This window comes from Muricoccus radiodurans, from assembly GCF_050154705.1.
Taxonomy (GTDB): Bacteria; Pseudomonadota; Alphaproteobacteria; order Acetobacterales; family Acetobacteraceae; genus Roseomonas; species Roseomonas radiodurans.
Map to the genome: position 1 here is coordinate 2,216,035 of NZ_CP189561.1, position 18,831 is coordinate 2,234,865.

Genomic DNA, 18,831 nt, shown 5'->3' on the forward strand with positions numbered 1-18,831 from the left:
CCGCGGCCTAGCGGACGCGGGAGCCGCGCAGGCGGGCCATGCCCTGCAGCGTGGTGCGGACGGCCGGGTGACCCCGGGTCCAGTCGAGCCTCCCTCAACCGTGGGCATGGCCGATGGCGGCGAGGCGGCGACCCAGGGCGGAGCGGGAGTGGATAGGGCCGAGGTAGGCGGCGATGCTGGCGGGGTGACCCGGACGGCGGCGGTGCGGCAGGAGAGGCACCAGACCTCGAAGTCGGCGGGGTCGGCGCGTTAGGCCCCTAGCGTCTTAAGGGCGAGCGCCCGGCGGGCATAGGCGTTGGCCGCGTCGATCGCCTCGGCCAGGCGGGCGGACAGCTCACCCCCAACCGGCGCGGCGGGAAGCGGACTGGAAGCGGTGTGTCGGTCACGCGAGGTGGTCTCTGCACCCGAGCGCAGCGCTAGCGGCGGTGCGCGGAGACGACGAGGCTGCGACCACCATCCAGCGTCCCGTCCGAAGAGCCGCACCGGGTAGACCGCGATGGCCGCATCGGTGCTCACGAGGACGAGGTCTTTCCCCTGCGCCTGGGCGATGAACATACGGTCGAACAGGTTGCCGTGGTGCCTGAGCAGAGCGCCTGCGACGGCGGCCTGTGCGGCGCGGATCGGCCAAGGCTCCATCCCGCGCGCTTGAGCACGGCGTCGGCCCGGTCGAGAGGGAAGCGCAGGCGCCCGAGAGCCGCCATGAGAGGGACGGATTTTGCGCGCGAGTTCGCGTGACCCAAGCGGTACTGTTGTATGCCGAGTGGAACTCCGTGAGGTGGCGAAGATGGACGCGTGATCGATATGCGTGATCATGTCCTGCTGTACACCTGCGGGGTTACTGTAGCTCCAGCCCTTGCCGCTTTGCGTCTTGCGGAGGTGACGAGCACCTCACTGAAATCCCGGGGCGGCTGGTTTGCGCGTGTGGGACAGAATACCATTGCAACCGTGAGTTAGTTGAGGGTAGCAACTTCGAATGATACGGGTCGGCGATGAATATCGTCATCCGATGGGCCGTCGAGACCACGGCGGTGTTTGGCACTTTCGCCGCCGTGCTGGTGTACATGACCCGGTAGATCGGCGTTACGACCACGCATGAAGTTTTCACGAGGCTAAGCCCCTCGGCGCGGATGCCACCCGGAGGCGGAATTCGGTGCCGGCTTTTTCAGGATGGCCTCGAAAGCTGGCCACAGCGGTCAGCGGTCAAGGGGCGTGCTCCCTTCCCTGCGCCAGCACGAATAACTGACGGTTGTCATCGCGCGTCCGTTGGTGAGCGCCCATGATCAGCGGGGTGCCAGCATCGCCGCAGAGAGACATCCCGAATTACCACGTTCAGGCCGGTGGCGGGCGCGGCACAGCCGGCGGCGGAGTGTCCCAATGTCGCCGGCCTCCCGCCGCCGAGCGCACGCGCTAGTCCGCGCGCACCATGCTGACGAGGCCATATCGTCGCAGCGCAGGGACTTGGGCGTCCGACAGTTTTCGAAGGCCGAGACGATCATGGCAGGCAGCCTTGCCCGCGGGTACGGACTCCTCCGGTCCACGCTGCCGGTGGCGAGTATCGCCTGATAGGGCGGGCCGTATGGACATGACCCGGCGCACCGCCGATCAACTCCGCGCCGCACTGTGTGCGGCCGAAGGCGCGAGACCCGACGCCGACGGCTTTCCGTCCTGCTGACTGCCGGTGTCACCCCACATAGCCGGCGGCTTCCTCGGACGCAGAGCCATCAAGATGGTCGAGAAGGTGTATGGCCATCACTGCCCAGACCACCCGGGGAGGCGCCCGAGACGATCGACCGGGTCTAGGCGGAGGCCAGAGAGGAAGCGACACGGCCCAACCCAGCGGGTCCGTGGACAAGTCTCCGAAGGGCGATGGTGCTGCCAGAGAGGATTGAACTCTCGACCTCTCCCTTACCAAGGGAGTGCTCTACCACTGAGCTACGGCAGCGAACCGGGTCCTGTGGGCCGGCCTCTCCCTAGCGGCGGCCCCCGCCCTGCGCAAGCCCCGAGGCGCCCGGGGCGGCCGCTTGACGTCAGCCGGAAGCTTGGCGCCCCCTTCCGGGCATGACACAGGACAAGGACCCGCCCCGGCCCCCCCCGAACCGCCCGGCCCAGACCGAGCGGGAGCAGCGCCTGGCGGCCGCTCTGCGCGAAAACCTCCGCCGCCGCAAGCAGCAGTCCCGTATCCGGGCCGAAACGCCGGCCAGAAAGGAGCCTGACAGCAAGGAGGACAGCGCGCCGCGATAACGCCGCCAGATGGCCAGCTTGAGGCGCGCCCCCGATCGGGTTGGGCCGGCAAGCCTTGCAGCGGCCCTCGGCCGCCAACGTCCGGGTGGCCCCCGTTGCCGCCCCCGCCCCCCGGGGCTATCCCCTGCGGCCCGAGCCCGACGGAAGCGCCCATGCCCATCATGCCCGACCGCTGGATCCGTCGAATGGCGGCCGATCACGGCATGATCGAACCCTTCGTGGAAGCCCAGCGGCGGGAGGGCGTGATCTCCTACGGCCTCTCCTCCTACGGCTACGACGCCCGCGCGGCCGCGGAGTTCAAGGTCTTCACGAACGTGGACAACGCGATCGTGGACCCGAAGGCCTTCTCGGAATCCGGCTTCGTCACCCGCACCGGGGACACCTGCATCGTCCCCCCGAACTCGTTCGTGCTGACCCACACGGTCGAGTATTTCCGCATCCCGCGGGACGTGCTGGTGATCTGCCTCGGCAAGTCCACCTACGCGCGCTGCGGGCTGATCGTGAACGTCACGCCGCTGGAGCCGGAGTGGGAGGGCCAGGTGACCATCGAGATCTCGAACACAACCCCCCTCCCCGCCCGCATCTACGCGAATGAGGGGATCTGCCAGTTCCTCTTCCTGAAGGGAGAGGGCGCGCCGGACGTCTCCTATGCGGACCGGGCCGGCAAGTACATGCGCCAGCGCGGCGTCGCGCTGCCCCGCCTCTAGGACAAGGCCGCAAGACCATGGACCGCATCCGCATCCGCGGTGGCCGCCGCCTCTCGGGCACCATCCCCGTCTCCGGTGCGAAGAACGCCGTGCTGGCGCTGATGCCGGCGGCGCTCCTCGGCGGTCCTCTGACGCTGACCAACGTGCCGCACCTGGCCGACACGGACACCATGGCCGCGCTGCTCGCCCAGCTGGGCCTGACGGTGGAGCACGACAAGCAGAAGGGCAGCCTCACCCTCTCCGGCGAGGCGACGAGCCTCGAGGCCCCCTACGACATCGTCCGGAAGATGCGGGCCTCCGTTCTCGTCCTCGGCCCCCTCGTCGCGCGGCACGGGACCGCGCGGGTGTCCCTCCCCGGCGGCTGTGCGATCGGTACCCGCCCCGTGGACCTGCACCTCAAGGGGCTGGAGGCGATGGGCGCCACCATCACCCTCGACAGCGGCTACATCGAGGCGAAGGCCGCACCGGGAGGCCTGAAGGGCGCGCGCATCATCTTCCCCCAGGTCTCCGTCGGCGCCACCGAGAACCTGCTGATGGCCGCCACCCTGGCGGACGGCGAGACGGAGTTGGTGAACGCCGCCCGGGAGCCGGAGATCGAGGACCTCGCCCTCTGCCTCATGCGGATGGGCGCGCGGATCGAGGGCCTGTGCTCCGACCGCCTGCGGATCACCGGCGTCCCCTCCCTCGGCGCCGCCAACCACCGCGTGCTCGCGGACCGGATCGAGGCCGGGACCTTCGCCTGCGCCGCCGCCATCACCGGCGGGGAGGTGCTGCTGGAGGGCGCGCGGCTCGACCACTTGGGCTCCGTCGCCCGCATCCTGCGGGAAGCCGGGGTCGGCCTGCACGAGGAGCACAAGGGCCTGCGCGTGACGCGACTGAACGGCCTGCACGGCGTGGACGTGCAGACCGAGCCCTATCCGGGCTTCGCCACCGACATGCAGGCCCAGTTCATGTCGCTGATGTCCGTCGCCGAGGGCGCCTCGATGATCACCGAGACGATCTTCGAGAACCGCTTCATGCACGTGCCCGAGCTCACCCGCATGGGCGCGCGGATCAACTACCACGGCTCCAGCGCCATCGTGCGCGGCGTGCCCCGCCTCTCCGGCGCGCCCGTGATGGCGACCGACCTCCGCGCCTCCGTCTCCCTCGTTCTCGCGGGGCTGGCGGCGGAGGGGGAGACGATGGTCAACCGCGTCTATCACCTCGACCGCGGCTACGAGCGGCTGGAGGAGAAGCTGGCCGGCGTCGGCGCCGATATCGAGCGCGTCCGAGGATGATGGAGGCCTGGCTCGCCGCCGCGCTCGACTACATCCCGCGCTGGCTCGAGTTCCAGCACCGGGCGATGGAACTGCCGGGCCTGTCCTTCGCCGTGGCGAAAGACGGGGAGGTGGTGCTGGAGGGCGCGCTCGGCGCCGCCGACCTCGACACCGGGGAGGCCTTCACCCCCCGCCACCGCTTCCGCGTCGCGTCCCACTCCAAGACCTTCACCGCCGCCGGCATCATGCGCCTGCGCGAACAGGGCCGGCTGGGCCTAGACGACGAGGCCGGACGACACGTCCCCGGCCTGCACCCCGAGGTCGCGACGACGACGCTCCGCCAGCTTCTCTCCCACGGCGCCGGGATCATCCGAAACGGGCCGGACCCCGGCCATTTCAGCGACCTCCGCCCCTACCCGGACGCCGCGGAGATCAGGGCGGACCTGGCCGCCCCGCCCGTCATCCCGGCCGAGACGCGGTTCAAGTACTCGAACCACGGCTTCGCCCTGCTCGGGCAGGTGATCGAGGCGGTCACCGGGGAAACCTATGACGACTGGATGGCGCGGGAGATCCTCGCCCCCTTCGGCCTGTCGGAAACGCGTCCCGACGCGCCCATCCCGGCCGGGGCCCCCTTCGCCCGCGGCCACACGACGAAGATGCCGCTGGACCGACGGCTGGTCATCCCGGGCGACAACCCGACGCGGGCCTATGCCGCCGCGGCCGGTTTCGTCAGCACCGCCGCCGACCTCGCCCGCTTCTTCGGGCGCCTCTCGCCGGAGGCGACGGACAGCCCGCTCTCCGTCGCCAGCCGCCGGGCCATGGCGCACCGGCAATGGCGCAATCCGCACTCCTTCTTCGAGGTCTATTACGGCCTGGGGACCATCTGCGGCACGCTGAACGGCTGGGACTGGTTCGGCCATTCCGGCTCGCTCCAGGGCTATTCGTCCCGCACCGCGGTCGTGCCGGACGCGGGCCTGTCCGCCTCGTTCCTGGTCAATGCCGTCGCCGCCCCGGCTGACCCCATTCTGGACGGGCTGCTGCACATCCTTCGGCTCTACGCGATGCGGGGTGCGCCGGAGGAGGCGACGCGGGACTGGACCGGCCGCTGGTGGAACCTCTGGGGCGCCTTCGACCTGCTGCCCGTTCGGGACCGCGTGCTGATCGCCCTCCCCGGCTTCTGGAACCCGGTGGGCGAGGTGGCGGAGATCGCGGTCGAGGCTCCCGACCGCGGCCGGATCGTGCAGACCAACGGCTTCGGCAGCCAGGGCGAGCCGGTGGAGCTGGTCCGCGGCCCGGACGGGGCCGTCTCGGCGGTCACCCTCGCGGGCGGCCTCGCCCTGCCGGAAGCCGAGCACGCCGCCGCCCTGCGCGACCGCTACCGACATCCGGGCACCGCCTGAGCCTTCCCCCGATCTTGAACCATCCCGTCATCGAAGTGCCGCGCGACTGGTGCTAGAACCCGACATGGACCACCCGATTCCAACCGCCGAAACCCGCGCCCTCTCCGATGAGGCGCTGATCCTCGCCCTCCCCAAGGGTCGTATCCTGAAGGAGGTGGCGCCCCTCCTCGCCCGGGCCGGCATCGCCCCGGCCGGCGACTTCGACGACGAGGACAGCCGCCACCTCCGCTTCCGCACGAACCATCCCGGCCTGGACGTGGTGCGCGTCCGGCCCTTCGATGTCGCGACCTTCGTCGCCCATGGCGGGGCGCAGATCGGCGTCTGTGGGGCCGATGTGCTGATGGAGTTCGACTACCCCGAGATCTACGCGCCGCTGGACCTGGGCGTCGGCGCCTGCCGCGTCTCCGTCGCCGGCCCGGCCGAGGACCCGGACGCGGAGAAGGTGTCCCGCTGGTCCCGCGTGACGGTCGCCACGAAGTATCCGGGCATCGCCCGCCGCCACTTCGCCGCCCGCGGGGTGCAGGCAGAGGTGGTGCACCTGAACGGCGCGATGGAGCTCGCCCCCTCGCTCGGTCTCGCCCGGCTGATCGTGGACCTCGTGCAGACCGGCTCGACGCTGAAGGCGAACGGGCTGGTGGAGCGGGAGGTGATCGCGCAGGTGACCTCCCGCCTCATCGTCAACCGCACCGCCCTCAAGACGGAGCCGGAGCGGATCGGGGCCTGGCTCGCCCGCTTCCGGGCGGCGCTGGGGGCATGAGGCGCCTCGATTCGCGAGAGCCGGGCTTCCCCGCCGACTTCGCCGCCCTGCTAGACACGGCTCGGGAGACGACGGCGCGGGTGGACGGCCCGGTGGCGGAGATCATTGCCCGCGTCCGCGCGGAGGGCGACGCCGCCCTGCTGGACCTGACCGCCCGCTTCGACCGCTGGACGCCGCGCGACGCCGCCGCGCTGCGCGTGACGGAGGCGGAGATCGCCGCCGCCCGCGCCTCCGTCCCGGCCGAGTTGATGGCCGCCCTGGACACTGCCGCGGCGCGGATCGAGGCCTTCCACCGCGCCCAGATGCCGGCGGACCTGACCCTGCCCGACCCGGCCGGGCTGACGCTCGGCCTGCGCTGGACGCCGGTGGACGCGGCCGGCCTCTACGTGCCGGGGGGCAAGGCAGCCTATCCGTCCTCCGTCCTGATGAACGCCATCCCCGCGCGGGTCGCGGGGGTGGGACGCGTGGCGATCGCCGTTCCGACCCCGGACGGGGAGCTGAACCCGCTGGTCCTGGCGGCCGCCCACCGCGCCGGCGTGTCGGAGGTCTGGCGCATCGGCGGCGCCCAAGCCATCGCGGCCCTCGCCTGGGGCACCGCGAGCATCGCCCCCGTGGACAAGGTCACCGGTCCCGGCAACGCCTATGTCGCCGAGGCCAAGCGCCAGGTCTTCGGGCGCGTCGGCATCGACAGCATCGCCGGGCCGTCCGAGGTCGTGGTGCTGGCCGATGGCGCCCAGGACCCGGCCCGGGTGGCCATGGACCTGATGGCCCAGGCCGAGCACGACGAAGCCGCCCAGGCCATCCTGATCACCGACAGCCCGGCGCTCGCCGAGGCTGTGGCGGCGGCGGTGGAGGCCGCGCTCGCCTCCCTGCCCCGTTCCGCCATCGCGGGCGAATCCTGGCGCCGCCACGGGGCGATGGTACTCGTGCGGGACTGGGAGGAGGGTGCGGAGCTCACGAACCGGCTCGCGCCGGAGCACCTGCAGATCATGGTCGCCGATCCGGCGGGCCTCTTCGGCCGGATCCGGCACGCAGGCGCCGCCTTCCTCGGCCCCTGGTGCCCGGAGGCGTTGGGCGACTACGTGGCCGGGCCGAACCATGTCCTGCCCACCGGGCGCACCGCGCGCTTCGCCTCGGGCCTCTCGGTCCATGATTTCCTCAAGCGCACCACCTGGATCGCGGCGGAGGAGGCGGGGCTGCGCGCCGTTGGCCCCGTCGCGGTGGCCCTGGCCCGCGCCGAGGGGCTGGACGCCCATGCCCGGAGCATCGCGGAGCGGATCGGGCTGGCCTGACGAGGCGGCGGCGGGACGGTCCGGGGCAGTCGGGCCGGCTCGGTCTTCGACCGGTTCCACGCCCCCCGCAGGGCTGGGCCGCGCCGCTGTTCCTTGACCCGGCGGGGTGCGGCGATCATGTTCCGGCCGCGTTCGCTCATGGCCTCGGACCCTGCCGCCCCCGGCCAGCCGCGGCATGTTTCATTCCCGATGAGGTCCGATGTCGAAAGAAGATATGATCGAGTTCAGCGGCCAGGTGGTCGAGCTGCTGCCCAATGCCATGTTCCGCGTGAAGCTGGACAACGACCACATGGTCCTCGCGCATACCAGCGGGAAGATGCGCAAGAACCGCATCCGCGTGCTGGCCGGCGACCGCGTGAACGTCGAGATGACGCCCTATGACCTGACCAAGGGCCGCATCACCTTCCGCTTCAAGTAGCGTCGGACGCGTCCCGTGGCGGACGCCCCGCGCGCGCCGCTGGTCCTGGCCAGCGCCAGTCCGCGCCGCCTCGATCTTCTCGCCCGCATCGGCATCGTCCCGGACCGGGTGGAACCCGCGGAGATGGACGAGTCCCCCCGCAAGGCCGAGCTTCCCCGCCTGCTTGCGCAGCGTCTCTCGCTGGAGAAGGCGCGGGCCGTGGCGCCGCGCGCGCCTGGCGCCCTGGTGCTGGCCGCGGACACGGTGGTGGGGGTTGGCCGCCGCATCCTCGGCAAGCCGGCCGATGCGGCGGAGGCGCGGCGCTTCCTCGAATTCCTCTCCGGCCGTCGGCACCGCGTCACCACCGGCGTTGCGCTGGTCACACCGGACGGTCGGACGCGCACGCGGTTGGTGGAGAGCGTCGTCGCCTTCCAGCGCCTGACCGCCGCGCAGGTCGAGGAATACGTCGCCGGCGGGGAGTGGGAGGGCAAGGCCGGGGGCTACGCCATCCAGGGCCGGTCGGAGGCCTTCGTCCGCTTCCTTTCGGGCAGTCATTCCAACGTAGTGGGGTTGCCGCTGTTCGAGACGGCGCAGCTTCTCCGCGGCGTCGGGTGGCTGCGGCCATGAAGCCCGCTCTCGGCCTCTCCCTGACCAAGGGAGTGCTCTACCAGACTGCAGCCGCATGAGCACGGCCGCATCCAGCATCCTCGTCTCCGCCTCCCCGGGTGAGAGGCGCGTGGCACTCTGGCGCGACGGCGCCCTGGAGGCGGCCTTCGTGGAGCGGCCGGCGCGGCCGGACGGGGTCGGGGACCTGCATGTCGGCCGGGTGACGGCCCGCGTCCCGGCCCTGTCCGGCGCCTTTGTGGCGCTGGAGGGCGGGGTCAGCGGCTTCCTGCCGGACAACCAGGGCGGCGGGCAGCCGGAGGGCACCTACCTGCCCGTCCGCGTCACCCGCGCGGCCCAGGGCGGCAAGGGACCGCGCCTGTCCGGCAACGGCGTCCCGCCCGGTACGGCGCGGGATGGTCCGCCCCGGCTCCTGGCGCGTGGTCCCGATGCCGCCCTCCGCCTGGCGGCCAGCCATCCCATGGTCCCGGTGCTGGTGGACGCGGCGGGTGAGGCCGCACGGCTGCGGGCGGCGCTTGGGGCGGATCGCGCCCGCCTCCTGACCCATTCGGCCTTTGACGACGCGGTTGAGGCCGCGTTCGACATCCTCTCCGGTCCAGAGGTACCCCTACCCGGCGGCGGGCGGCTGCTGATCCACCCGACGCCGGCGCTGACAGCGCTGGACGTCGATACGGGGGCCGCTGCCGGACGGGATGCGGGGGCCCACCGAGCCGTGAATGCGGCCGCGCTGGCCGAGGCGGTGCGCCAGATCCGCCTGCGCCACCTGGCCGGCCCGATCCTGCTGGACCTCGCGGGCGGCACGGCCAAGACACGCGCGGCACTTCTGCCGGTTCTGCGCGGCGCGGCTGGGGGCGACCCGTTGCTGCGCGTGGTCGGTCTGACGGGGCTCGGCTTGATGGAGATGGTGCGGGCCCGCGTGCACCCGCCGCTGCACGAGGTGCTCGGGCAGCCACTCACTCCCCTCACCCATGGGCTGGCCGCGCTGCGGCGGGCCGTGCGGGAGGCTGCCGCGCGCCCGGGAGTACGTCTGTCGCTCCGGGCCCATCCCGCCGTCCTGCTGGCGCTGCGGGGTCTATCGGGGGTGCTGGACGCCTACGCCGCGGCGGCCGCGCACCCCATATCCCTGGCATCCGACCCGGCCCTTGTGCCGGGCGAGGAGGTCATCGAGGACGTCGCCACGCATGCCCCCTAAGCCCCACTCCACCAACGCCTGTCCGATCTGCGGCAAGCCCGCCGAGCCCGCGACGCGTCCCTTCTGCTCGCCGCGGTGCCGTTCTGTGGATCTCGGGCGCTGGCTGGGCGGGACTTATGCGATCCCCGGAGAGCCGGTGGAGGAGCCCCAGCCCGAGAGTCGTTCGGAGCGATAATTCGTGGCGTGCCGTGGCTGGACAGGCCCGGCCGCATCGTCTATCCCCCGCGTCCTCTGCCGGGCGGTTCGCCGCCGCGTTATGGGCCCAGGTAGCTCAGTTGGTAGAGCATGCGACTGAAAATCGCAGTGTCGGTGGTTCGATTCCGCCCCTGGGCACCTTCCATTCTGAATATCCTTTGTCTTCATTGGGTTCAGTAGCGTTTTCGTCCCACCCCGGCGTTGGCGCGCTGGAGTGGGACTTTTTCTTGCCCGCATCATCGCGGGCAAGACGGTCGAAGGCGGTGCCAGCAAGCCGGGCGCGATCCGCCTTCCGTGTGTAGTGACCGGCCTGCTTCGTCGTGGTCCACCCGAAGGCTGCCATCAGCTCATGCTCGGTCGCGCCCAGTTCGGCCAGCCGGACGGCAGCGGCCTTTCGCAGGCCGTGTGCGCTGCAATGGGGTAGGCCCGCAGCCTTCGTCCACGCGCGGAACCGATTACCAAAGGTCTCCGGGCTGTAGGGGTCGCCGCGCTCGTTGCGGAGGAACGTGAGGTCGCCGGTCGGCGTGGCCTCAATTACCTCCGCCAGCGTCGGCAGGATCGGCAGTGAGAGGCGGACGGGGTGCTTTGCCCGGTTCTTCCGCACTAAAAAGTTGAGACGCCCGTCACGGACGTGCTGGCGGCCGAGCTGCACAACGTCGGAGCGACGCACGCCCGTGTATAGGAGGAGGGCCAACGCCAAGCGCGGCGTCGTGCCCACCGGCCACCGCTCCTCGAACTGCTGAACCTCCTCAATAGTCCAGGTGTGGAAGCCCTCGGGGCTGTTGGACGCTAGGTAGGGCACCTGCTCCGCGACGTTCACCGGAACATCGCTCATGTGCACGGCGTGCTTGAAGACGGCGCGCAGGGCCTTGAGGAGGCTGTTAGCGGCCTCCGGCTTGCCTGCGCGCTCGTCGCGCAGGCGGCGGATGTGGCGGGCCCCCAGCAACTTGAACGGCTTCATGCCATGCTCGGCGCGCAGGTGGTCCAGGATCAGCCGCCGAACATGCTGCGACCGCGCGGCCATCCCCTTGAACTCGGCCGAGCCGAAGTATGCGATGCAGGCAGCGTCAAGGCTGCCCGGAATCACCGTGCCTTTCGGCGCGGGCTTCGGCTTCGGAGGCGGCGCGGCCAGCGCGCGGCGATACTCCGCATCGAACTCTGGCGTGCCGGGTTCGTGCTGGAGCCGCACCTTCGGCCGACGGGGCATACGCAGGTAGGTCCGCAGGTTGCCGCGCCGATCGCGGTCTTGAACAACGTAGCGGTATCGGCGGACGACGCTGATCACGGCCGGTCCCACGGGTTCTCGTCGGCCGGTGCGCGCTCCTTACGGCGCGGCAGCAGGCGGCAAGAGGCGCGTAATTCCTCCGTGTCCCAGAGAACTCGACCATCCACCCGCCGAGGCTCCGGCATCCGCCCGTCCTCCACCAACTCGTCGAACTTCGTAGCGCTTACTCCCACCAGCGCAGCTGCGGCATCGCGTGCCACCATGAATGGCAAGACGCCGGGTGGAAGGTAGTCATAGGACGGCATCAGCCGGTGCCCGTCGGCGCATGCTGCCGCACAGACCGAGGATTCCATCCCTCAATCTCACGCACCTCGTCCGGATCAAGGATCTTCGCTTCCACCGCGATCTTGTGTGACTGCCAACGGGCCTCCGCATCGCCGCGCAAGAGGTCACTCATATCAACTTCGAGCACGCAATCCGCATCGCTGGCGGAGAACACCGACCGCGAGAACTCTGCCTCGATCTTCCGCGCCCACGGGGCAAGGGTGAATTGTGCGAACCACCGCCCAGCCTCGCGCGAGTTGGTGAAGGTGCCGTGTGACAGGTCCTGCACAATGGGTGGTGGCACCTGGAAGAGGCGGCAAAGCTCCTCCACCGTGAAACGCCGCGACGCAAGCGCCTCTGCATCCTCTGGCGACACGCCGATGCTCTGCCACTTCATGTCCTCTTCAAGGACCATAAACCGACGCGCATTGGAGGGTCCGGAGTGTCGTTCCTGAAGGCTCTGTTTCAGGTGGCCGTGGGCCTCATCGCTCAACGACTTCGGATGAATGAGAACACCCGAAGGGGTGACCTGATTCTGCCACATGCTGCCGGACCATTCCTGGAGCGCAGCCGCGTTGCCAATTACGTCGCGCGCGCGGCTGATGCGGCTTCGGCCAATCACGCCATCGTCGGAGCGGTCGCGCAAGTGGAAGACTTCCTCTGCGAAGTAGCGGCGGACGCGCCCAGAGCTCTGCACCACGTCATAGGCAAGCCGGCTGGAGGAAAGGCGATAGAGCTGGACGGCACCCCACGGTAGAGGCCGCAATGCCACTGGCCGGCCGGCGCGATCCGTTTCAACCGCGCTCACGGCGTTCCCGTGCAAGAGCACTTGCGCCATCGTCCATTCAAGCCAGTCCGGCCAGGTCTGTTCCGCGTTCGGCACGCGCAGCAGCCGCGCGACAGGATGGGTCGGCAGCTCAGTCCGCCCCTTCGGCGCCACGAAATAGACGCGGGGCGTCATGGAGGCCAGCACGGTGCTAATGGCGTTCACGCACGCCAGCACGGTCGCAAGGTTCTCCGCCATGTGCGGGCCGACGTAGGCGCCGGAGGCAGTCGGATTGACTCCGAACGCCTCGGCATATGTCAGGGCCGCCGAGGGCGCGCTGCGTGCCTCCGTGCGGCCCCACAGACGAGCGAAGAGGCCTGCCATCCTACATCGTCTCCAGGAAGCGCCGGCGGGCCAGGGCGTCGCCCTGACGGGCGCGGCTACGGGCATGCACGGTGGTCGTGGGATAGGCGGGCCACGCGCACACCACGGACACCTCCAGCAGCTCTACGCCTCGCAGTTCGCGCCGATCCGGGGCGGGCCATGCGTCGTCCTTCGCACGGAAGGAGAAGCTGCACCCGCCAAGATCCCCGCGCTCTGCCAGGGCCAGGATATCCCGCCCCAGCGTCGTGTCTGGCACGTCGATGGAGAAGGCGAGGCCTCGGGCGTCCTCCGCCAGCCGCAGTGTCCCCGAGAGGGTCCGTGCTAGCAGCCGGCCCGGGTCGTGATCCACCAACGCGACGATATCCGCGCGGCTGGCGAGGGAGGCACGGAAGGCGCCGGGCAGGATCACCTCCGTGAAGCCGCCGATCTTAGCGGGCACGCCGAACACCGCAGCGTGCCCCTCCAAGCGACGGCCGGCGACGGCGCGGAACTCCGTCGCCGCGCGCCGCTCCGTGCCGTCCGGGGTGCGCGAGTGGCTCATGTGGTGGTGATGTCCCGGATCGCGGCAAAGGACTCCGGGTAGCGTACGGCCACGTCCATCGTGATCATGCCGCGCACCTGCACGTTGCCCTTCGAATACGAGCTCTCCGCGAACGGATTCACCAGCAGGTCGAACTCGGACCAATAGCCCAGCAGCAGGTCCGGCCAGCGTCCGAAGATCAGGGAGGACAGGCTGGTGCCCGTGCCCTTCGTCCCATTGGCCGGCACCAGCGAGGAACTGGCGTAGTCGTAGCCAGCGAGGGTGCGGGGATCGTCCATGAGGTAGCCCGGCAGGCCGGCGTCGCGGAGTGTCTGGCGCGCCTTGCGGGCCACCTTGCCGTTGCTGGCAAAGCCGGTGCCTTCCACGTTGGCGTCCTCGACGGTGCCGATCAGCTCCAGCACCTTCGCCCACGTCAGCGGCCCGCCGTTCGTGCCTACTGCGACGCTGCCGATGCCCGGCGTGTTGAGGATGCCGCGCGGCTCGGCGCCAGTGCCACTGCCCGCGATTGCGCCGCGGTCCACCGCCTCCGCCAGCACGGCCGCGAAGTCGGCGCGCACCAGCGTCTCGATATCCGGCGAGGACTGCTGGAGCATGTTGCGCGAAAACTCGGTCCGCGCGCCGACGTGCTTGGGCGCCAGCGTGACTTGCGCGAACTTCTCGTCGGAGAGGGGGATGGCCGTGTTCTCTGCGACCCAAGACGCCGTCGCGCTCTCCTTCAGTTTCGGGATAGCTACGTTGCCGAAGAGGCCGGACAGCACGGTGGCGCCTAGGCGGCGCGTCAGCAGCGCGGCGCGCAGCATGTCAATGTAGAGGTCGCCGCGATGGTCGGCGCGGATCAGGTTCCCCCCCGGCCCGTCAGCCGGAAGCGTGCTGGTAACAGTGCGAGCCTCCACCGGCCGATGGAACACCGCCATGGGGACCGCCATGCCCTCAAAGGGCCGGCCGGCGCGGCGCGCGATTTCCTGGCTCACCTCCCGCTCACGGGCAGCATCCACGTTGACGCCGGGCACCTGCGACGCGATGGCGCGCACAAGGGAGAAGGAACGCAGTTCGCGGTCCAGGTCGCGGTCTCCGGTGCCGCCGACGGGCTCGCCTTGCGCGCGGCGCTCTGCATCGTCCACTGCCGCTTGGCGACTGATTCGCTGTTCTAACCCGTCGAGCTCCGCCTTGAGGGCGTCCCAGCGGGTGCGCTGCTCTGTGGAGAGGTCGCCGCTCTCACCACCGGGCTTGTCGTTGATGCCGCGCATCTCGGCGGCGATGGCGGCACGACGCGCTAGGAGGTCACGCATGTTCATGGAAGGAATCCGTGTTTGTGGATGCCTTCGCGAGGGGCGGTAAGGCGGGGTCGCTGCCAACAAGGGCGCGATATGCTTCAAGGGCGAGTTGCAGCAGGCGCGCACGTTCTGCGTGGTCGCGGAGCACTACCCGCCGGTGCCTGCCGAAATTAGGCAGCCAGACTCGCAGGGTGCCGTCTGGTGACTGCGCCAGCGCGGCCCCGACAACCAGGAGTGGGCCGTATTCCACTCCCAGGTTTGCGAGGATCCGCATGTGCTCCGCTTCTATCGGCGGCGTGTGGACCACCATGCTGACGATGCGAAGCGTGAGCTGCGGTTCCACCATCATTCGGCGTCAGGCTCGCCACCATCGTTGACGCGCTGGCCGACGGGACTGCCCCAGCGCATCTCAGTGGCTAGCGCTTGGATCAGCGTGCCCAGGATGACGCCTCTGCTTCCAATTGCCAGGACTGGCTTGCTCGCGGATTGTGAATTCGCGACAAACACAGCACCCTCGCCAGTGGTGTCGAAAATGGTCACCCGGTTGGTATCGTGTGCGAAGACGATGCGATCCAGCCTTGAGGCTGCGGCCGCATCGGTCAGGACAAGCTTCATCTCGTCCAGGAACCGCGTGGGCGGCTCGCCATCGGCCTCTCGGACAGCTTGGCTGTAGGCAGTTACACGCTGCTTGAGCACCTTCCCTTCGGCGGCGCAGGCGATGCCGATCAACAGTTCCGCGACCAGGCTGGGGATTGCCTGCCAAACGGCACGACCGCGCGAGACTGGCAGCATCTTTTCAGACTGCATCTCGACGTAGACCCGCTGGACGTTGGGCCAAGGCAATCCAGAGAGGCGTGCGATCGCGCGGGCTGCTTCGAGAAGGGAGTGGGGGGGCTGGCTTTCACTCATGACCTGTTCCTTGCGTTCAGAGATCGGTAACGCAAGATCCAGGACGGCAGCAAGTAGAAAATGGATCTGGAAACGCAAAATCTTTTTCTTGAAAGGTGTGTCTCGGCCGCTTCGCGTCTAGTGCGGCGGTCGGTCCGGATTTGTTGCGAGGAACTCCTTCAGGGACAGCGCCCTCCCCGAGCGGCCCCGCGCACCCGAAGGCGGCGTCTCCTCAGCCCGCAGCGGCGCTGCCGTGGTCCCCAACCGGACACGCGCGGCGGGACTCCACCCGAACTCACCCCCAATCCTAGCCAGCTGCTCTACGGCCTTACTACGGACCATCAGCCAAGGGCTGCGGCCCATCCCACCGTCCCGGCCAGGCACCACCGCGCCCTGCTCGCGTAGGGCCTCCTCCGCTTCCAGGAACAGCGCCCAGCTGGAGCACCATACGGCCAGCAGGGCGAGGTCCAGCTTCGTAACCAGCCCGAGGGAGCGCGTCGCCTCCAGCACGCGATTCCACTCGGCCACGGCCGGGCCGGAGAGGTGCGGAGGCGGCGCCGCAGCCGGGACTGCGTCCGTCTTCGGCGGGACCGGCAGGGGGCGCCTCCCTGGCCGACCATGCAGCTCTGCCAGCTCGTTCGGCGTCCTCTTCCGACCCATCAAATCCGCTCCCACAGAAAAACTCGGTATCGCGGCCGCACACGCCAAGCCCCGGGCCGCTCCAACTTCCCAGCAACTAGAGATTTGCGCGACAGATGGGCGTCGACAGAACCGCCAGAAGACGAACGAAGTCACTCACCGACGCAACGCGGGGACGCTTGCATCAAACACCAGAATGCGTCGTGAATGTTCGAGCTCAACGCCGAAGATCACACGACCACCAAACTAGCCAGATCCAGACGAATTCGGAAGCGTCCCACAAAGGAGCAATGCGTGAATCGCCACGACAGACGGAAGCAGGGGAAAACTGATCCGAAGCCCCTATGCATCTTCTGCAAGAAGCCAGGTCTAACAAAGGAGCATGTCCTGCCCGATTGGATGCGCGAGCTGTTTCCTCGATCTCAGGAAACTCACCGTGCAATGCGCGATACAGTTGAGGGCAATCCAAGGGTTTGGAACCCCGCAAAGATTAAACAAGGAGCAGTCGAAACCAAGCAAGTCAAAGTTCTTTGCCGATACTGCAATAACGTTTGGTTGGGCGGCTTAGAGGACGAACTAAAGCCCTTGTTAAAAAGGATGATTACAGGTCAATCAGTGAATCTCTCAGAAATTGACCGGGAGCGCCTATCCTTTTGGACAGCAAAAACGACTTGCGTCGCCGAGTATATTGAGCAAGACGGCAGATGTATCACACAAGATCAGCGCAACTACATTCATACGAACGAAAAGCCACCTCACGACTGGCGACTGTATGTGGCTCTGTTCGACGAATTCGCTCTACCAAGATGTCACCTCCACCACAGAGCCGCGTGGCGTCCCTCGACATCAAGCAGTGTGGATCCGGGCAAGGGATATAATACACAGATTACGATCATTAGAATTGGGCGACTCGTCTTAGGCTGCGGCAGCACCACAGAGAAACTAGTCGTCGATATGCAACAAGGCCCAGACGGTCCTTTCCAACGCTTGTGGCCAATCGAAGGCACGGAGTTCACATGGCCTACGAGGCGACCCATAACAGAAGGCGAATTTGAGCATTTTTTGCTGGACTTAGAAAATGACCGACCGGCGAGTGCCCCATTCATTTGATGGCCAGCTAGCGCTTCTAGTTCCCTCCGGTCACGTCGAAGAGTGCACTTGAGGGGAACTGGCGATTGCCCCCCGGGCGGCTGAAGAGACAGACGGCCGAAACCGAGCAAAATCAGACCACATAACGGTCCCGGGACAGCATTTGGACCAAAGGACAGAGCAGTTACAAGGCACTCTCCAGCCTTGCTGCCGCTCCTCTTAGGCCCCGCGTGAGCCGTGTGAGGGGGTCTAAAGACCCCCCTCACGCACCTCACGCGATGCGTGAGCCAGACGGCATTCCTCACGCATCCTCACGCGGCTCACAGAAGCCAGACCAAGTCAGCCGAAAGGCCGATTCTTCCTTTGTCTTTCAGCGCTGTGAGCGCGTCTGCTAACCGACGACGGTCCAGGACTGTGAGGTTCGCGTGAGGGTCCGCTTCAAAACGGCCCCTCACGCGAAAGCCGTCCCGAACTTGCGTCCGGGTCAGCGTGAGGATCGGCTGCATGCCAGCATGTGGCACCCTCTGGACCGGCAGAGTTGGGTCAGCGAAAAGGTTCTGGAGGTCCCGCAGCCACCCCAATTGCCCGTTTGTCAGCGGCTTGCCCGTCGCCCTCGGCACGCGCTCGGTGCTCAGTTCCACCGCCACGGGCCGACGTATCGGGTCTCCGTCCTCGTCCGCGCCCAGGTCCACTAGCTCCACGCTGAAGTCGAAGAGGTGCCCGGACGGTCCGTTGCGGTTCTTGCCTGCCAGCACCTTTCGCATTTCGTCATCCTGCCCCTCGACGCGTAGGGTCACGTCAGCGTCGCCGTTGAGACCGCCCCAGCCCCGTGGGGTGGTGCCCTCCTTCGGCGTGTGATGGATGGCGACTACAGCGGCGTCACTCGGCCCCGACAGGGACCGGAGCGTCCGTACTGCACGCCCCATGTCGCTCGCCTCGTTTTCCTCCAAGCCAGGGAAGGCCGCAGCGAGCGTGTCCACAAAGATCAAATCCGGCTTGAGGCGGGCAATCTCGCGCAGCAGCTCCGCCAAGTCCTCGCCGTCAGGGTCCTGAAGGTCGATGGGCACTGCGATCAGGTGGAGGTCCGCCACCTCTCCTAGGCGCTCCCGAAGGGCCACGAAGCGCACCTCCATGTCCGCCCCGGCTTCAGCCGCGATGTAGAGCACCCGTAGCGCCCGGGTGCGGCGACCGAACACCCGCCGCCCCTCCGCCACCGCATGGGCCAGAAGCGGCCCCAGCAGGCTCTTACCGCTGCCAGGGTGCCCTATCAGCAAGGCGAAGTCCTTAGGCGCCAGGACGCCCTTAATGATGTAGCGCCCGGCATGGTCCAGGCGGCAGTCGTTGAAGGCGCGGGTCTGGAAGCGGCCGGGCGGACGCGGCATCCGCGCGCCGCCACCTAGCCGCGCGCTCCAATCCGCGCGGAGATCCTCGGCAGCTTCACCGAACATGGGGCACCTCCAGCCCGAAGGCCGTGGCAATACGGAAGGCGGCTTGCCCTGGCCTGATGCGGAGAAGCTTAGTCAGCAACTCCACCGGGCTCCGTGACCACTCTTGCGCCCGGGCATCATAACTGCGGCCGGTATGCTCCCCGACGAACACGGCCCGGTCTGGAAGGATGAACTCCACTGCTGGCTCGGCGG

The 18,831-nt window shown here is 68.6% G+C and carries 17 protein-coding genes, 2 tRNA genes and 1 pseudogene; 10 read left to right on the forward strand and 10 right to left on the reverse strand.

Annotated elements, in window-relative coordinates; translation table 11 throughout:
* Nucleotides 1-249: 249 nt before the first annotated feature.
* On the reverse strand, nucleotides 250-813 hold the full coding sequence (locus ACP6CK_RS10930) for a PIN domain-containing protein (RefSeq protein WP_426958920.1): 564 nt from the start codon (nucleotides 811-813) through the stop codon (nucleotides 250-252).
* Nucleotides 814-1,867: 1,054 nt separating this feature from the next.
* Nucleotides 1,868-1,942: transfer RNA gene (locus ACP6CK_RS10935), tRNA-Thr, on the reverse strand.
* A 451-nt stretch (nucleotides 1,943-2,393) separates the two neighbouring features.
* On the opposite strand from ACP6CK_RS10935, the gene dcd reads away from it, so the two are divergent.
* The 10 genes from dcd (at nucleotide 2,394) to ACP6CK_RS10985 (ending at nucleotide 10,199) form a co-directional block, all read left to right on the forward strand.
* Nucleotides 2,394-2,948 (forward strand): dCTP deaminase, encoded by a 555-nt coding sequence (gene dcd, locus ACP6CK_RS10940; protein ID WP_426958921.1) that lies wholly within the window; start codon nucleotides 2,394-2,396, stop codon nucleotides 2,946-2,948.
* A 17-nt stretch (nucleotides 2,949-2,965) separates the two neighbouring features.
* Nucleotides 2,966-4,225 carry a UDP-N-acetylglucosamine 1-carboxyvinyltransferase gene (gene murA / locus ACP6CK_RS10945; RefSeq protein ID WP_426958922.1) on the forward strand — a complete coding sequence of 420 codons (1,260 nt, stop codon included), beginning with the start codon at nucleotides 2,966-2,968 and terminating at the stop codon, nucleotides 4,223-4,225.
* Nucleotides 4,222-5,604, forward strand: coding sequence for a serine hydrolase domain-containing protein (locus ACP6CK_RS10950; RefSeq protein WP_426958923.1), 1,383 nt, complete (start codon nucleotides 4,222-4,224; stop codon nucleotides 5,602-5,604). Before murA ends, ACP6CK_RS10950 begins: the two co-directional genes overlap by 4 nt.
* Before the next feature lie 64 nt (nucleotides 5,605-5,668).
* Nucleotides 5,669-6,361, forward strand: coding sequence for an ATP phosphoribosyltransferase (gene hisG, locus ACP6CK_RS10955; protein ID WP_426958924.1), 693 nt, complete (start codon nucleotides 5,669-5,671; stop codon nucleotides 6,359-6,361).
* The gene (hisD, locus tag ACP6CK_RS10960) at nucleotides 6,358-7,653 is read left to right on the forward strand and encodes a histidinol dehydrogenase (protein ID WP_426958925.1); all 1,296 of its coding nucleotides are present in this window, start codon (nucleotides 6,358-6,360) and stop codon (nucleotides 7,651-7,653) included. The genes hisG and hisD overlap by 4 nt, the downstream gene beginning before the upstream one ends.
* Before the next feature lie 199 nt (nucleotides 7,654-7,852).
* Nucleotides 7,853-8,071 (forward strand): translation initiation factor IF-1, encoded by a 219-nt coding sequence (gene infA, locus ACP6CK_RS10965; RefSeq protein WP_026033499.1) that lies wholly within the window; start codon nucleotides 7,853-7,855, stop codon nucleotides 8,069-8,071.
* 15 nt (nucleotides 8,072-8,086) lie between these two features.
* Nucleotides 8,087-8,677 carry a Maf family protein gene (locus ACP6CK_RS10970; protein ID WP_426958926.1) on the forward strand — a complete coding sequence of 197 codons (591 nt, stop codon included), beginning with the start codon at nucleotides 8,087-8,089 and terminating at the stop codon, nucleotides 8,675-8,677.
* Nucleotides 8,678-8,732: 55 nt separating this feature from the next.
* A complete protein-coding gene (locus ACP6CK_RS10975; RefSeq protein WP_426958927.1) occupies nucleotides 8,733-9,866 on the forward strand; it encodes a ribonuclease E/G in 1,134 nt (377 codons plus the stop codon).
* Complete coding sequence (locus ACP6CK_RS10980; protein ID WP_426958928.1) at nucleotides 9,856-10,041, forward strand: DNA gyrase inhibitor YacG; 186 nt, start codon at nucleotides 9,856-9,858, stop codon at nucleotides 10,039-10,041. Before ACP6CK_RS10975 ends, ACP6CK_RS10980 begins: the two co-directional genes overlap by 11 nt.
* An 85-nt stretch (nucleotides 10,042-10,126) precedes the next feature.
* Nucleotides 10,127-10,199, forward strand: a tRNA-Phe gene (locus ACP6CK_RS10985).
* 157 nt (nucleotides 10,200-10,356) lie between these two features.
* Here ACP6CK_RS10985 and ACP6CK_RS10990 read toward each other — a convergent pair.
* From ACP6CK_RS10990 to ACP6CK_RS11025, 8 genes and pseudogenes are all read right to left on the reverse strand, one after another.
* A pseudogene (locus ACP6CK_RS10990) lies at nucleotides 10,357-11,268 on the reverse strand (tyrosine-type recombinase/integrase); the annotation flags it as partial.
* A 322-nt stretch (nucleotides 11,269-11,590) separates the two neighbouring features.
* On the reverse strand, nucleotides 11,591-12,760 hold the full coding sequence (locus tag ACP6CK_RS10995; protein ID WP_426958929.1) for a phage portal protein: 1,170 nt from the start codon (nucleotides 12,758-12,760) through the stop codon (nucleotides 11,591-11,593).
* Nucleotide 12,761: 1 nt separating this feature from the next.
* Nucleotides 12,762-13,301, reverse strand: a complete 540-nt coding sequence (locus ACP6CK_RS11000) for an HK97 family phage prohead protease (protein WP_426958930.1) — start codon at nucleotides 13,299-13,301, stop codon at nucleotides 12,762-12,764.
* Nucleotides 13,298-14,596, reverse strand: a complete 1,299-nt coding sequence (locus tag ACP6CK_RS11005; RefSeq protein ID WP_426958931.1) for a phage major capsid protein — start codon at nucleotides 14,594-14,596, stop codon at nucleotides 13,298-13,300. The genes ACP6CK_RS11000 and ACP6CK_RS11005 overlap by 4 nt, the downstream gene beginning before the upstream one ends.
* Nucleotides 14,583-14,924, reverse strand: coding sequence for a hypothetical protein (locus ACP6CK_RS11010; RefSeq protein WP_426958932.1), 342 nt, complete (start codon nucleotides 14,922-14,924; stop codon nucleotides 14,583-14,585). Before ACP6CK_RS11010 ends, ACP6CK_RS11005 begins: the two co-directional genes overlap by 14 nt.
* Nucleotides 14,921-15,562, reverse strand: coding sequence for a hypothetical protein (locus ACP6CK_RS11015; protein ID WP_426958933.1), 642 nt, complete (start codon nucleotides 15,560-15,562; stop codon nucleotides 14,921-14,923). Before ACP6CK_RS11015 ends, ACP6CK_RS11010 begins: the two co-directional genes overlap by 4 nt.
* A gap of 39 nt (nucleotides 15,563-15,601) precedes the next feature.
* Nucleotides 15,602-16,123, reverse strand: a complete 522-nt coding sequence (locus ACP6CK_RS11020; protein WP_426958934.1) for a phage terminase small subunit P27 family — start codon at nucleotides 16,121-16,123, stop codon at nucleotides 15,602-15,604.
* Nucleotides 16,124-17,511: 1,388 nt separating this feature from the next.
* On the reverse strand, nucleotides 17,512-18,639 hold the full coding sequence (locus ACP6CK_RS11025; RefSeq protein ID WP_426958935.1) for an AAA family ATPase: 1,128 nt from the start codon (nucleotides 18,637-18,639) through the stop codon (nucleotides 17,512-17,514).
* Between the last annotated feature and the right edge of the window lie 192 nt (nucleotides 18,640-18,831).

Coding starts and splice junctions, on each gene's coding strand:
- ACP6CK_RS10930 (WP_426958920.1), bottom strand. CDS start 813: ATGATCACGCATATCGATCACGCGTCCATCTTCGCCACCTCACGGAGT.
- dcd (WP_426958921.1), top strand. CDS start 2,394: ATGCCCATCATGCCCGACCGCTGGATCCGTCGAATGGCGGCCGATCAC.
- murA (WP_426958922.1), top strand. CDS start 2,966: ATGGACCGCATCCGCATCCGCGGTGGCCGCCGCCTCTCGGGCACCATC.
- ACP6CK_RS10950 (WP_426958923.1), top strand. CDS start 4,222: ATGATGGAGGCCTGGCTCGCCGCCGCGCTCGACTACATCCCGCGCTGG.
- hisG (WP_426958924.1), top strand. CDS start 5,669: ATGGACCACCCGATTCCAACCGCCGAAACCCGCGCCCTCTCCGATGAG.
- hisD (WP_426958925.1), top strand. CDS start 6,358: ATGAGGCGCCTCGATTCGCGAGAGCCGGGCTTCCCCGCCGACTTCGCC.
- infA (WP_026033499.1), top strand. CDS start 7,853: ATGTCGAAAGAAGATATGATCGAGTTCAGCGGCCAGGTGGTCGAGCTG.
- ACP6CK_RS10975 (WP_426958927.1), top strand. CDS start 8,733: ATGAGCACGGCCGCATCCAGCATCCTCGTCTCCGCCTCCCCGGGTGAG.
- ACP6CK_RS10980 (WP_426958928.1), top strand. CDS start 9,856: ATGCCCCCTAAGCCCCACTCCACCAACGCCTGTCCGATCTGCGGCAAG.
- ACP6CK_RS10995 (WP_426958929.1), bottom strand. CDS start 12,760: ATGGCAGGCCTCTTCGCTCGTCTGTGGGGCCGCACGGAGGCACGCAGC.
- ACP6CK_RS11000 (WP_426958930.1), bottom strand. CDS start 13,301: ATGAGCCACTCGCGCACCCCGGACGGCACGGAGCGGCGCGCGGCGACG.
- ACP6CK_RS11005 (WP_426958931.1), bottom strand. CDS start 14,596: ATGAACATGCGTGACCTCCTAGCGCGTCGTGCCGCCATCGCCGCCGAG.
- ACP6CK_RS11010 (WP_426958932.1), bottom strand. CDS start 14,924: ATGATGGTGGAACCGCAGCTCACGCTTCGCATCGTCAGCATGGTGGTC.
- ACP6CK_RS11020 (WP_426958934.1), bottom strand. CDS start 16,123: ATGGGTCGGAAGAGGACGCCGAACGAGCTGGCAGAGCTGCATGGTCGG.
- ACP6CK_RS11025 (WP_426958935.1), bottom strand. CDS start 18,639: ATGTTCGGTGAAGCTGCCGAGGATCTCCGCGCGGATTGGAGCGCGCGG.